This is a genomic window from Ensifer sp. 22521 (assembly GCF_052044795.1).
In the GTDB taxonomy this organism is placed as follows: Bacteria; Pseudomonadota; Alphaproteobacteria; order Rhizobiales; family Rhizobiaceae; genus Ensifer.
In genome coordinates this window covers 32,971-46,893 of record NZ_JBQENM010000003.1, presented here as the reverse complement: position 1 = coordinate 46,893, position 13,923 = coordinate 32,971, and the positions used below count along the sequence as shown (strand labels likewise).

General features: G+C 62.6%; 11 protein-coding genes. 3 read left to right on the top strand and 8 right to left on the bottom strand.

The genetic code is table 11. From position 1 onward, the window contains the following. The first annotated feature begins 189 nt into the window (after positions 1 to 189). Positions 190 to 1,515, top strand: coding sequence for a dicarboxylate/amino acid:cation symporter (locus ACTJKE_RS04345; protein ID WP_440635727.1), 1,326 nt, complete (start codon positions 190 to 192; stop codon positions 1,513 to 1,515). Between the two features lie 69 nt (positions 1,516 to 1,584). Here ACTJKE_RS04345 and ACTJKE_RS04340 read toward each other — a convergent pair whose 3' ends face one another. Further along, a complete protein-coding gene (locus ACTJKE_RS04340; protein ID WP_057251762.1) occupies positions 1,585 to 2,304 on the bottom strand; it encodes a helix-turn-helix transcriptional regulator in 720 nt (239 codons plus the stop codon). A 90-nt stretch (positions 2,305 to 2,394) separates the two neighbouring features. Here ACTJKE_RS04340 and ACTJKE_RS04335 point away from each other — a divergent pair, with 90 nt between their 5' ends. After that, a complete protein-coding gene (locus ACTJKE_RS04335; protein WP_113512658.1) occupies positions 2,395 to 3,006 on the top strand; it encodes a glutathione S-transferase family protein in 612 nt (203 codons plus the stop codon). 73 nt (positions 3,007 to 3,079) lie between these two features. On the opposite strand, the gene ACTJKE_RS04330 is transcribed toward ACTJKE_RS04335, so the two are convergent. Further along, the gene (locus ACTJKE_RS04330; protein ID WP_058329813.1) at positions 3,080 to 3,580 is read right to left on the bottom strand and encodes a hypothetical protein; all 501 of its coding nucleotides are present in this window, start codon (positions 3,578 to 3,580) and stop codon (positions 3,080 to 3,082) included. Positions 3,581 to 4,104: 524 nt separating this feature from the next. Between ACTJKE_RS04330 and ACTJKE_RS04325 the strand changes: the two genes are divergently transcribed. Next, positions 4,105 to 4,959, top strand: coding sequence for a hypothetical protein (locus ACTJKE_RS04325; RefSeq protein ID WP_245296289.1), 855 nt, complete (start codon positions 4,105 to 4,107; stop codon positions 4,957 to 4,959). Between the two features lie 150 nt (positions 4,960 to 5,109). Here ACTJKE_RS04325 and ACTJKE_RS04320 read toward each other — a convergent pair whose 3' ends face one another. The 6 genes from ACTJKE_RS04320 to ACTJKE_RS04295 all read right to left on the bottom strand — a co-directional run bounded on the left by ACTJKE_RS04320 (position 5,110) and on the right by ACTJKE_RS04295 (position 13,865). Then, positions 5,110 to 6,033, bottom strand: a complete 924-nt coding sequence (locus tag ACTJKE_RS04320; RefSeq protein WP_440635732.1) for a response regulator — start codon at positions 6,031 to 6,033, stop codon at positions 5,110 to 5,112. Continuing rightward, on the bottom strand, positions 6,026 to 9,412 hold the full coding sequence (locus ACTJKE_RS04315) for an ATP-binding protein (RefSeq protein ID WP_113512648.1): 3,387 nt from the start codon (positions 9,410 to 9,412) through the stop codon (positions 6,026 to 6,028). The genes ACTJKE_RS04320 and ACTJKE_RS04315 overlap by 8 nt, the downstream gene beginning before the upstream one ends. A gap of 186 nt (positions 9,413 to 9,598) precedes the next feature. Then, the gene (locus ACTJKE_RS04310; protein WP_058329816.1) at positions 9,599 to 11,002 is read right to left on the bottom strand and encodes a CehA/McbA family metallohydrolase; all 1,404 of its coding nucleotides are present in this window, start codon (positions 11,000 to 11,002) and stop codon (positions 9,599 to 9,601) included. A 7-nt stretch (positions 11,003 to 11,009) separates the two neighbouring features. Further along, a complete protein-coding gene (locus ACTJKE_RS04305) occupies positions 11,010 to 12,113 on the bottom strand; it encodes an ABC transporter ATP-binding protein (protein ID WP_113512646.1) in 1,104 nt (367 codons plus the stop codon). 13 nt (positions 12,114 to 12,126) lie between these two features. Then, entirely contained in the window at positions 12,127 to 12,957 is an 831-nt protein-coding gene (locus ACTJKE_RS04300) for a carbohydrate ABC transporter permease (RefSeq protein WP_058329818.1), read from the bottom strand. After that, positions 12,957 to 13,865: a carbohydrate ABC transporter permease gene (locus ACTJKE_RS04295; protein ID WP_440635736.1), complete on the bottom strand. Its 909-nt coding sequence runs from the start codon at positions 13,863 to 13,865 to the stop codon at positions 12,957 to 12,959. The genes ACTJKE_RS04300 and ACTJKE_RS04295 overlap by 1 nt, the downstream gene beginning before the upstream one ends. Positions 13,866 to 13,923 lie beyond the last annotated feature (58 nt).

Genomic DNA, 13,923 nt, shown 5'->3' with positions numbered 1-13,923 from the left:
GCTCAACTCTTTGTGCGTGTCGAGCCGTGTGAACGAAACATCCACGTCGATTCAAGGGCTTGGCTCTCGCCGCAGAGAACTGGCACGCCCGTTGCAAATGACATCCTCATGACAGCCCGAGCTGTCGCGCATCGGAAATTGACCCGGGAGGCCCGGCATGACGCCGGACTGGGTCCAGTGGAGGATATCATGATTATCGACCAATCCGCGGAACCGCGCGGCAAGACACCTTTCTATCGTCATCTCTATGTCCAGGTGCTGGCGGCGATCGCCGCGGGCATCCTGCTCGGCCATTTCTATCCGTCGCTCGGCACCGAGCTGAAGCCGCTCGGCGATGCCTTCATCCGCCTCGTCAAGATGATCATCGCCCCGGTCATCTTCCTCACGGTTGCGACCGGCATTGCCGGCATGACCGATCTCGCCAAGGTCGGCCGCGTCGCCGGCAAGGCGATGATCTACTTCCTGACCTTTTCGACGCTGGCGCTGATCATCGGCCTGATCGTCGCCAATGTCGTTCAGCCGGGCGCCGGCATGCACATCGATCCGGCGTCGCTCGACGCCAAGGCGGTGACGACCTTTGCCGAGAAGGCACATGAGCAGACGATCACCGGCTTCCTGATGAACATCATCCCGACGACACTGGTCGGTGCCTTTGCCGATGGCGACATCCTGCAGGTGCTGTTCATCTCCGTGCTCTTCGGTCTTGCGCTGGCGATGGTCGGCAAGAGGGCTGAGCCAGTCGTCGATTTCCTGCACGCGCTGACGCTGCCGGTCTTCAAGCTCGTCGGCATCCTGATGAAGGCCGCCCCGATCGGCGCCTTCGGCGCCATGGCGTTCACCATCGGCAAATACGGCGTTGCCTCGATCGCCAATCTGGCGATGTTGATCGGCACCTTCTACTTGACGTCCTTCCTCTTCGTCTTCCTGGTTCTCGGCGCCGTCGCCCGCTACAACGGCTTCTCGATCATCGCGCTGATCCGCTACATCAAGGAAGAACTGCTGCTGGTTCTCGGCACATCCTCGTCGGAAGCGGCACTGCCGGGCCTGATGAGCAAGATGGAAAAGGCCGGCTGCAAGCGCTCGGTCGTCGGCCTGGTCATTCCGACCGGCTACTCCTTCAACCTCGACGGCACCAACATCTACATGACGCTGGCGGCCCTCTTCATCGCCCAGGCCATGGATATCCAACTGTCGCTCGGCGACCAGGTGCTGCTGCTGCTCGTCGCCATGCTGAGCTCCAAGGGTGCCGCCGGCATCACCGGCGCCGGTTTCATCACGCTGGCCGCAACGCTCTCGGTCGTTCCCGCCGTTCCGGTTGCCGGCATGGCACTCATCCTCGGCATCGACCGCTTCATGTCGGAATGCCGCGCACTCACCAACTTCGTCGGCAATGCGGTCGCGACGATCGTCGTTGCGAAGTGGGAAGGCGAGCTGGACGAGGCACAGATGGCGGCTGTCCTTGGTGGTCGCACGCCGGAAGCGCTGCCGCAGCCGGCACTGCAGCCGGCCGAATAAGCTTGCCTCCCAAGGCATGACTGCCTAAGCGCAGTCCGAACGCGGCCCGTNCCGCGTCGTCGTTTGGGCTCATTGCCCGCTCAGCGTCATCTTCGGTTTATCAGGCGCACCACCGTTCAAGTAGGCGATGAACTCCCTAAGCATCGGCACCCGGCGCGGGCGGAAGCTCTCGTCCGCCATGCGGACATCGGCGATGCGATCGACGCGGAATTTGCGGTAGTCCTGCCGGAGGCAGCACCAGGCGAGCAGCACCAGCACCCGCTCCAGATAGACGATCGCCAGCGGCAGCACCTGCCGGTCGGTCCTCTGTTGCCCAGCGTCCACATAGCCGATGACGACCGCGCGCTCCTGCCAGCAGGCTTCGCGCAGCAGGCTGACATCGGCCACCGGTGGATCCCGGCGTTCGAAGCGATAGACCTGCGATGCGGCGTGCAGCGCCTGGCGCTGCAACCGGTCGGGCAGCGTCGCCGTGATCTTCGAAAGCACAGCGCCTGCCGCGGCCGCAAGATCAGGCTCGCCCATGTGCTGCACTTCGGCGAGGCCGAGCACCAGCGCCTCGATTTCGAGTCGCGTGAAGGTCTGGGGAGGCAAGGCAATGTCCTCGGTCAGCCGGTAGCCGAAGCCCCGCTCGCCATCGATGACGGCGCCGGCGGCACGCAGGCTGTCGATGTCCCGGTAAAGCGAGCGCAACGACACACCGGTCTCTTCGGCGAGCCGAGCGGCCGTTACCGGGGAAGGGAGGGTGCGCAGCGCCTGCAGCAGGCGGAACAAACGATCACTACGGGCCATGACTGAAGATAGACGAAGCCTACTGACGGAAACTGACAGTTGGGCAACTGTATAGGTTTCGCATTCGCAAACGCAACCGAGGACTTCATCATGCTGACGCTCTTTCACGCCCCGCGCTCGCGCTCGTCGCGCATCATCACGCTGCTTCGCGAACTCGACGCCCTCGACAAGGTCGAAATCAAGATCGTCGACATCACCCGCGGTGACGGCAGTGGCCGGAAGGACCCGGCGAACCCGCATCCGGAAGGCAAGGTGCCGCTGCTCGTCCATGACGGCGTCGTGCTGTGGGAAAGCATTGCGATCATTCAGTATCTGACCGATCTCTTCCCGGAAAAGAAGCTGGCGCCGCCTGTCGGCGACCCGCAGCGCGGCCGTTATCTGAGCTGGCTTGCCTGGTATGCTGGCGTCGTTGAGCCGGTGCTGATCATGCAGGCGGCGGGGCTTTCGCACCCCTATCTGGATATCACCTTCCGCGGTCCGGAACAAATGGCACAGCGCCTTGAAAACGCGCTGAAGGACAGGCCCTATCTGATGGGCGAACACTACTCGGCGGTTGACCTGCTGCTGCATTCGCCCTTTGCCTGGTATCCTGCGGCGACACCGGACAGCGACGTCGTCAAGGCGTGGGTCGAACGCTGCGGGCAGCGCCCGTCGCTGCAATGGACCGTCGACTACGACACTCGCACCGCGGCTGCAGCCTGACGGTCACTCACTCCAGGTGGGTCCTCGACAGGAGCCCGCGAGGGCCCTTGTCCGGGCGAGGCAACGTTCCAGCTCATTTTCGTTTGAGATTGATCTCGCTCGTCACGATCCGCTTGCCTGAGGCGGGATCGACGTCGATCGTCGTCAGTTGCATGCCGTTGGTGCCGATCTTACGCAGGGTGAGATCGGCGCTGCGGTCGCCGTTGACTTCCTTGGCCCAGCGAATGGTGAGAATGATCGCGTCGCCGCGGCGGCTGCCGTTGAGACCGGCACGGCCGCCGCGCGGGCCGAGATAGGAGCCGCTATAGGTCGAGCCGGTATAGCGCAGTTTCGCGTCGACAGATCGCGAGATCAATAGCAAGCCGCGGCAAACACCCTCCATCGACAAGGCGAGACCACTGGCCTCGGAACTGAAATTGCAGGAGACATTGATGGGCGACATGTTGGCGCGGATGCGGACCGTTCCAGTGCCTGCCCAATTGCCGCCAAGCGTTTTCAGGAACGCGCCCTCGTCTGCCCGTGAGCCGCTCGCGGGCGTCAAGGTGAGCGCAATCATCAGGACCCATCGCCACATGCCTTTCGCCTCCCCTTTTTCGTGGATGCTACAACACCCCGTTGCTGCACACGAGCGTCAACGCAGCATGCGGCAGCGAAGTTCCTCAAAGCTCCTTATCCGACCAGATCTCTCGACCAATCAAATCGGGCAGCACGTCCAGGCAGCGATCAAAGGTAGAATCCAGGTCCGTTGCTGGTTCCAACGTCCCCGTTTTACCGTTGATACCCGAATCAGCGTTTCGCGCTCGCGACCCCGTAAAAGCCGATAAAGACTTCGTTACCTTCGAAGTATAGACCTCGATCTTCACTGCCGATGCGAATTAGGTATTGTTCGTAGGGGTGCGAGGGGAGCTGGGTTATGTTCAGTGTCACATGTTTTTTGCTTTCTTCAACCACTCAGAGTGGCCAATCCTGCATAAAGCCACGCACTAACCACCAGGTCATTTCAAGCGGCAGCAAGCAACAAACAGCGGATGCGCTGTCGGGCTTTTGCCTGTGACGGCGCGACAGGAAGTCGTCCCGTCCCCGGACGGCGGAACGCTGTTGACGCCTGCGCGGCTCGTCGGCGATCCGCTCTTTGCGGAGGCGTTGCGGCAGGCGGCCCTTCATATGGTCGCGATGCATGACGCCGCTCCGCGTATCGTGCGCTATACCGCCAGCTTGAGAAAATGGCTCCTCACACAAGCCATCCTAGCGTTGCATTTCGAGCGGCTGACCGATCCATCTCGCCCTGAGTTGACGGCGGCAAAGCTGATCGACTTTATCGCCGCCAACAGCGTTGCCAGCAAAAACACGGCGGCGGCGCACTTGGCCGAGATGCGCAACTATCGACTGCTGCTCGATGCGGAACAGGGCAGCAACAGGCGGATCAGGCCGCTGATCGTTTCCGATGTTGCCGAGGGCCTGATCCGACAGTGGTTCGAGGGGCACCTTTCGTCGCTCGACATGCTCAACGAGGGAACACGGCTGGCGCAGTCACAAACGCAGCCGGTGTTGATGCACCATGCACTGCCGCGTGCGACGCGGCGGCTCATCGCGGATCGCGCCTGGTGCGATCCACCCGAAAGCATTGCCGCCTTCGTCTCGACGGAGTCGGGAAGCAACATCCTGCACGATCTGGTGGCGCGGCTGCCGATGGGCGCTTTGTCCGATCAGCGGATTTGGGTAGGGCCTCTGAAGCTGAGCGAAATTACCAGCCGCTACATCATCTCGCGCACCCATGCGCAAAGGGTTTTCGCGCGTGCCGGTGACCTAGGCGTACTCGGCTGGGAGAACCCCGGCAGCCGCGGTCCTCTCTGGATTTCGCGTGGACTGGTCGACCATTACCGTCATTGGCAAGCGGTCAAGTTCGCAGCGCTCGATGAAGCCTTCGCCTGGGCAACGTGGCAGACAAAGTGAAAGGTGTGGCGGCCCCGCGCGCGTGCAGATTGTTTAAGTTGCGATGCGTAAATCGATCGGGCTGTCGCTCTCAGGATTTGCCGACCTGTCCTTAGCGCTGGACACGCCGCAAACGGCAAGGAACGGACCGGAAATCGAACCCTAGCCTGCCTATAGGCCGTGCAGAACCTGCGTCGCCTTGACGGCGGCCGATGCCCGGTTCTCGACGCCGAGCTTCACATAGATCTGTTCCAGATGCTTGGTCACCGTACGCGCGCTCAGGCCCAGGATCTCGCCGATGTCGCGGTTCGCCTTGCCCTTCGCGATCCAGAGCAGCACCTCGGATTCCCGCTGTGTCAGCGCGAAATGCTGGCGCAGCATTTCGTCGTCCGTCAGCCGGTTCTCTGCCGTCAGGCGGAAGAGATATTCATTCGGGCCGATGCCGCCGAGATAGGATATCTGCGGGCCTGATTGGCCTGGCTCATCGAGCGTGAAGCTTTCTTCGTGAGAGGACGGTCCCCGATTGCGGTTTTCCATCCAGCGCGCGATGCGTCTCGTGACCGTACTCAACCCATCGTCGCGGCCGGTTGCGGCATTGACGAGGCGGGTGGCCTGTGGGGTCGACCAGCAGATGCTGCCATCTGCGCGCACAGCCAGGAGATGGCGCCCGGCCGCGTCGAGCGCGACCCGCGCGCTCTGGGCCGAACGGGCGTTGGAGAGGTGGACGCGAATACGGGCCCGAAGCTCGTCGATGTTGATCGGCTTGGTCAGATAGTCGACGCCGCCCGCCTCCAGCGCACGAACAACGTGTTCGGTCTCCGTCAATCCGGTCATGAACAGTACCGGCGTCTGGCCGACGGCGGCGTTGGCCTTGAGGCGCCGGCAGGTTTCGAACCCGTCCATGCCCGGCATGACCGCGTCAAGCAGAATGACGTCGGGAGTGATGCGCTCCGCGATCGAAAGCGCGGCGTTGCCCGACGTTGCGATCAGCGCGGAGAAGCCGGATTGCTCTAGCGCTTCGGTCAGGAAGCCGAGAGCTTCCGGCGAATCATCGACGAGCAGAACGATGTCACGGCGGTCATAGTTCTCAGCCACGGGCGTCGCCTCCTTCTTGGGGGGTGTTCCTGAGGAAGGCGTCGTAGCCGGAAAGATCGAAGGCCTGCACATAGGTCCGCGCCTCCTCGACGAAGGATTGGTGTTCGGGTGCGAGCGCGATCTCCGTCAATTTGGCCTCGATGCCCCTGATGTAACCGATCTCGCCGAGGCGGATCAGTTCCTGCACATGATGAAGATCCGGACGCGTCATCGATCGGACCGTTGGCGCGGCATGCGGCGGCTGTTCCTCGTCCTCGTGGATCCAGGTCAAGGCGAGATGCACCGCAAGTTTGTCGACGAGTTGGCCGACGACGAAGGGTTTGGCGAGCGTGTCGTTGTGGCCGGTGAAGGCGCCAGTGGTCGAGCCATCGCCGATATTGGCCGACAGCATGATGATCGGCGCCGTTTGTCCTGCTTCACGCAGCCGCCCGGCGAGTTCCCAGCCGTTCATGCCCGGCATCGAGATGTCGATCAGGAAGAGGTCAGGGCTGACGTCCGCAAGGAGGGACAGGCAATCGGCCCCGGATGGGATTGCGAAAACCGTGAAATCCATGGGCACCAGGATTTCGCGCATCAGCGTGCGATGATCGGCATTGTCGTCGACGACGACAATCGTGCGCCGCGAGCCGAGATAGGAAGTGACGCGCCGTACGGGTGCCGCGAGCGCCGGACGGTCGACGGCCGAAAGCATCAACCGGACGCGGAAGGTGGTGCCTTTGCCAAGGGTGCTCGTGACGGCGATTTCGCCGCCGAGCGTCTGGGTCAAAAGCCGGGTGATCGTCAGGCCCAGCCCGAGGCCTGGCATGCTGCCTTGATGCTCGGCCTCGCCGCGCTGGAAGGGGTCGAAGATGCGCGGCAGGTCCTTGTCAGCAATGCCACGACCGCTATCGATAACGGTGAAGGTCGCCACCTGGCTTCGATAGGCGACATCCAGGCGGATGCCGCCACGCTCCGTGAATTTCAGCGCGTTGGAGAGAAGGTTGACGAGGATCTGGCGTAGGCGTTTCTCGTCGGTCTTCACATAACGCGGCAGACTGGCGGCGCGCTCATGCTCAAAGGCGATGCCTTTCGCCTGCGCCTGCGGCCGGAACATTTCGACGATCTGGTCGAGGAAATCGAAAATGTTGATCTCGTTGGAATAGACCTGCAACTTGCCCGCCTCGATCTTGGAGATATCCAGCAGCCCGTCTATCAGGCCGGAGAGATGATCGGCGCTGCGCTTGATCACCTTGATCGCGCCCTGTCGCGCCGGCGGTATGGTCTCGTCGCGCTCAAGCACCTGGGCATAGCCGAGCACGGCGTTGAGCGGCGTTCTGAGCTCATGGCTGAGACCGACGACGTAGCGGCTCTTGGCGCGGTTGGCGGCCTCCGCCGTCTCCTTCGCCTGCTGCAGGGCCGCATCGGTCTTCTTATGGGCGGCGATTTCTTTCAGCAGCAGCGTGTTCTGGCGGGAGGATTCTTCTTCGGCCACCACGCGGCTGTCATGGGCGAGCACATAGAACCAGGAGACGATGCCCGCGAGCACGGCAAAGACGAAAAAGACGATGGCGACGGTACGCTCGACCACCGCGGCGCTTTCCGGAGAAGCGCCGGCGGTCTGATGCGCGATCATTGCCAGGATCAGGCCTATGCCGGCAATCGAGAGGATCGCCGAGATCGCATAGCGACCAAGGCGCGTTGCCAGCTTTTCAGTGATGGCGCGCGGCAGCAGGGTGTTGGCGACGGTTGCGACCTGGGTGTTGAAGCGCGCCTTCGGCTTGCACATGTCGTGGCAGCGACTGTCGAGCGAGCAGCAGAGCGAACAGATCGGCGCCGCATAGGCGGGGCACCAGGCCATGTCCTCCGGCTCGAACGGATGTTCGCAGATTGAGCAGGTGATCTCGGTCCGGTTGGCCCAGCTCCTGCGCGGCTTGCGGGCGAGGTAGAATTTGCCATCGGTCAGCCAGGCGATCAGCGGAGAGGCGATGAAGGCGACGACGAGGGCAATATAGGGGGCAAGCGAGGCGGCAATTTCACCGAAGGCGCCGAAATGCGCCGTCAGGGCCACTGTCGCCGAGATCGCCATGGCGCCAAGGCCGACTGGGTTGATGTCGTAAAGATGCGCACGCTTGAATTCGATACCGGGCGGCGACAGGCCGAGCGGCTTGTTGACGAAGAGGTCGGCCGAGATGGTGCACAGCCACGCCATGGCGATGATCGAGAAGACGCCGAGTGTTTCCTCAAGTAGCCGGTAGATGCCGAGCTCCATCAACAGAAGCGCGATCGCAACGTTGAAGATCAGCCAGACGACGCGGCCCGGGTGGCTATGCGTCAGTCGCGAGAAGAAGTTCGACCAGGCGAGCGACCCGGCATAGGCGTTCATGACGTTGATCTTCAACTGCGACACGACGACGAAGGCGACCATCAGAAGCAGTGCCGCCGTTTCCGACGGGATCATGTAGCCGAAGGCGGTGTAGTACATCTGTGCCGGATCGGCGGCCCTGGTCGAGGGCACGCCGCTCGAGAGCGCCAAGACGACGAGGAAGGAGCCGGCGAGCAGTTTTGGCGCGCCGACGATCACCCAGCCAGAGCCGGCGAGGAACACGGCGATGCGGTGATGCAGCTTGCGCTGCCCGTCCGGCGGCAGGAAGCGCAGGAAGTCGACCTGCTCGCCGATCTGCGCCATCAGCGCGAAGATCACGGCGGACGCCGCACCGAACTCGACGAGGTCGAACGAGGCGATCGTGCCCGGTGGGCCGGACGCATGGTGGATGCCGGAATAGGCGAGCCAGGCGCCAACTTTCTCCCAGTCGGCAAGGGCGATGAAGACGAAAGGCAGGATGTTGAGCACGATCCAGAAGGGTTGTGTCACCAGCTGGAACTTGCTGATCAGCCGTACGCCATGGGTGACGAGCGGGATGACCATGACGGCACTGATGATATAGCCGATCCACAAGGGGATGCCGAGCGCCAGTTCGAGCGCGCCTGACATGATCGAGGCTTCGATCGCAAAGAGGATGAAGGTGAAGCTCGCATAGATCAGCGAAGTCAGCGTCGAGCCGATATAGCCGAAGCTGGCGCCGCGGGTCAGAAGATCGATGTCGACGCCATGGCGGATGGCATAGCGGCTGATCGGCAGGCCGACCGTCAGGATCATCAGGCTCGCAACGACAATAGCGACGATCGCATTGGTGGTGCCATAGGACATGGTGATGGCGCCGCCGATCGCCTCCAGCGCCAGAAAGGAGATTGCGCCGATGGCTGTCTGCGAAATGCGCTCGGAGGAAAAACGGCGCGCGCTTTTGGCGGTGAAGCGCAGCGCATAGTCTTCCAGCGTCTGGTTGGCGACCCAGCGATTGTATTCTCGCCGAACGGGAATGATGCGCTGGCGTGCCGCCATGGAGGTCCTAACGTGTCGTCAAGGGAGGATCTGCCTTTTTTCTTAGCACAGATGTTTTCTGCTTAAAATTGCTGCAGTGGCAAAAATGTGCGGTGCAGCAAAGAAAAAGCGAGACCAGCGGATTCGGCTATTGGGATAGCCGAATGCGGTGATCCGGGCGCATTTGAGGTCTGATGGCCTCGGCGGTCAGGCGGGGCTGCAATAAACTGGATTGCTGATGGCGCGGCGAACCGCGCGCTGCGCGAGATCGTCATTGGAGAGTTGCCACGGCAGGCTATTTCCGGGCAGCGCCTCGCGGAAAGCAGCGACGATGGCGTCCCGGCTCGCGACAGCAACGATCTCGGCGCGCAGGAAAAGAGAAGGCGAACCGGTGCAGCGCCCAGTCCAGTCGTCGGCTTCGATTGTCTGTTCGCCAATAATGCCCGAGGCGTCGAGCCATACGAGTTTGTCGCCCTTGGCGCCGCGAACCAAAGCCTCTGCCGCAACTTGCCCGGTGACGATCGATCCCATGGGCTGGCCGTTGGCGGTGAGTTCCAGATGCGGTCCCGTTGGGCCTTCGGTGACATAGCAGTGGCCGGATTTCATCGCGCCGAGCACGGCCTCTTCCGAAAGTTCTTCGAGAAAGAGCACCGTCGTCGGGCGGGCGAGCACGAGCGGGCCCTCCGGCATCAGTCGCGCCGGCTGATGGAAGTCGCTGCCGCCGATCGCCGAGATCTTCAGACCGGAGGCCAGCCGCTGCTGGTAGCGCTCCAGCGATACCCAGTTCCAGGCAAGCCAATGGGATTGCCAGACCTCCATGCAGTCGATCTTAGGCAGATCGTAATCCCAGGGGATGGTCGGCTTGTCGTGGTTGATCGACAGCAGGCCGCCGCGCTCATGCACGAGACGTTCGAGCGTATGGGCGTGCTCGGGTCTCGTCATGCGGAAATCGATCCAGTCGTCGACGCCGAAGACATTGGCGTGGCCGACGGCGGTGGTGACCTCCATGGCGCGCACGAAGACGAGTTCCGGGGACGAGTGTGGGTGAAAATAGCGCCGCTGGGTGATCGTGTTGTGATCGGCGACAGCGAGGAAGTCGAGCCCCGCGTGTCGCGCGGCGGCGTGCAGCAGTTCCGGCGAGCCGGCCGCATCCGAATGGAACGTGTGGCAATGAAGGTCGCCGCGATACCAGCCGGCCCCCTTGCGGACCGGAAACTGTCGCGCCGGCTGCGGCGCGATCGCACGCCGGCTGCTGTCATGGTCTGCGGTCACCAACACGTCGACGCCGCCTTCGGGGATCTTGTAGAGGCCGAGCATGACCTTCCATCGCCCGGACGGTATCTCGCCATGGATATAGCCGGGGGTGGCATCGTCCGTTGCGACGAAGAAACGGTCGCGTGCGCCGCCACTCCAGCCGCGAAAGCCCTCGGTGGTCGGATAGTCGGTGGCGCGCGGGTCAAGTGCGCCGAGGTCGATGATGCACTGCTCCGATTTCGGATAGCTCAGCGCCACGTCGATCCGCGTCACGCCCTCGGGTACATCGAAGGGCACGTAGAAATAGGGATCGGCCGCCTGGTGCTTGCGGGTGATCCTCGCGGAAAATTCCTGCATGGCGGCCTCAGCGCTCATCGGCCGCAGGAATGCGTGCACCGCTGTCGTCGAACAGCGTGATGTGCCTGGCGTCGAAGGCGAGATGCACCGATGTCCCGACCTTGATCTCGTCGTCGGTGAAAATGCGCGCGGTGACGCGGCCGTTGTCGCCGCGCTCAAGCGTGACGAGGCTCTCCGGCCCCATGTTTTCGTTGGCGAAGAGTTCGCCGGAAAGGACGTTGTCGTCGCCCGGACCCGCGATGCGCAGATGTTCGGGGCGCACTCCGAGTGTCATCTTGCCTGATCTTGCCGCCTTGGCGATGGCGTCATTCAATTCGATCGGTGAGAGCTTTAGGCCGTCGGCGCGCAGATGCAGCGCGCCTTCACCGATCGATGCCTCGACGGCAACAAGATTCATCGGCGGATTGCCGACGAAATTGGCGACGAAGGTGGTTGCCGGCCGGCGATAGATCTCGATCGGCGGGGCGAATTGCACGATCCGGCCCTTGTCCATGACGGCAATACGGGTTGCGAGCGCCATGGCTTCGGCCTGGTCGTGGGTGACGTAGACGGCGGTCATGCCCATGTCGCGCTGCAGATGGTTGAGAAAGCCGCGGGCTTCGAGACGGAGCTTGGCATCGAGATTGGAGAGCGGCTCGTCAAAAAGATAGACCTCGCTTGGATAGACCAGCGCCCGCGCCAGCGACGTGCGCTGCTGCTGGCCGCCGGAAATCTGGCTCGGCAACCGCTTCAGAAGGTCGCCAATCTTGAGCACGTCGGCCACCTCCTTGGCGCGGGCGTGGCGTTTGGTTTCCTGCTCGCCGCGCACCTTCAAGGGATAGGCGATGTTGTCGGCGATGTTCATATGCGGATAGAGCGCATAGTCCTGGAAGACCATGGAAATGCCGCGGTCCTTCGGATGCAGATAGGTGACGTCGCGGCCGCCAATCATCACCCGGCCAGAAGACGGCGTTTCGAGGCCGGCGATCATGCGCAGGCTGGTCGTCTTGCCGCAGCCCGACGGGCCTAGCAGGCAGATGAACTCGCCGTCGGCGATCTGGAAACTGATGTCGGGAACCGCGACGAAAGCGCCGAAGGTCTTGGAGATGTTCTGGAATTCGACAGAGGCCATGGCGGGTTTCCGATTACGACTTGATGCCACCGAAGAACCGGAAACCGAATTTCCAATTCACGAAGAGATAGAGGGCGATGACCGGCAGCGAATAGATCAGCGAATAGGCGGCAAGCAGCGTGACAATCGGCGTGCCGGCTTCCGAATAGAACGAGTAGATGGCGACCGAGGCGGGCATCAGCTTGTCGCTGCGCAGCAGGATGAAGGGGATGAGGAAGCTGCCCCAGATGTTGACGAAGGCCCAGACGACGACAACGACGATGCCGGGCCGAATGACCGGCAGCGCGACATCGAAAAAGGCCTGGAGCGGCGAGGCGCCGGCGACCATCGCGCTCTCCTCATAGGAGCGCGGGATGGCGTCGATGAAGTCCCTGAGAATGAACATCGCTGTCGGCAGCAGCCCGCCGGCAAAGACGAGGATGACGGCGAGATGAGTATCGATGAGGCCCGCGGCCGAGATGATCAGGAAGATCGGCACCATCGCGGCCGAGCCCGAAACGACTGACGAGAACAGCAGCAGGATATAGGTGACCGCGCCCTTGCCCGGGATCGGCGAGCGCGACAGCGCATAGGCCGCAAGCGTAGCCGCTCCACCGACCAGCACCACGCCGCCTGCCGCCTGGATGAGGCTGTTTAACAGCGCCTGCATGGCGAAAGTGTTCTGGAAGACGGTCGCGAAATTCGAGAGCGTGAAGGGCGAGGGGATGGCGAGCCCGAGTTCGGCCCGCGCATTGAAGGGCGCGAAGATGAACCAGACGAGCGGCAGCGCGAAGACCGTGCCGAGGAAGGTGGCGGCAGCGGAGAAGACCGTGCGCCTTACGAAGATGTTGGGAGCTTTGCGCATCATTCCGCCTCCACCGGCTTCTTGTGGGCAAGGCGAAGGTAGATGAGCGCGAATGCCAGGTTGATCAGCATGATGACGACGCCGACGGCGGCCCCCTTGCCGAACTCGAAGTCCTTGAAGGCGATGCGGTAGGTGTAGATCGAGAGGATTTCGGTACGGTAGGACGGACCGCCATGGGTGAGCAGGAACGGCGTGAAAACGTTGAAGGTCCACATGGTAATGAGGATCAGATCGGTCACGACGTGGCCGCGGATCAGCGGCAGCGCGATGTCACGCAGCTTCTGCCAGGAGGTGGCGCCGGCGACGTCGGCGGCTTGAAAGTAGCTCGGCGGGATCGACTGGAAGGCCGAGTTGAACAGCATCATCGAGAAGGCGGCACCCCGCCAGGTGTTGAAGAACACGATCACCCAGAAGGGCTGCTGCAGCAGCCAGTCGCCGGGCGGCAGGCCGAGGCCGCGCAGGATCATGTTGAGCGTGCCGTTGTCGTAGTCGAGAAAGGCAAACCAGGCGAAGCCGATCACCACTTCTGGCAGGATCCAGGCGGCAATGACTGCCGTCTGCAGGAAGGACTTGAGTGCGGGCGTCACCGACTGGCTGAGCCAGGCGAGCAGCAGGCCGAGGAGCGCCTGGCCGATCAGCGCCGAGAGCAGCACGAACTGGATCGTCAGGATCAGCGAAAACCCGAACTGGCCGCGGGTAAAGAAGGTCGCCGGATTGAAGAGCGCGAAATAGTTCTGCAGGCCGACGAAATCGGGGTCGACGGCCGTGCGGCCGAGCAGTGTGCGGTTGGTGAAGGAAACGAAAATCACCCAGAAGAAGGGAACGATGACGAAGACCCCGACGAGGGCCGTGGCCGGTGCCAGGAAAAGCGCGCCGGCGCGCGTCGAAAGCAGGGAGAATTTCTTCATGCGCGTTTCATGCCCATATCCTGGATCGGGAGCCCGGCCACGGATGGCAGCCGGGCGC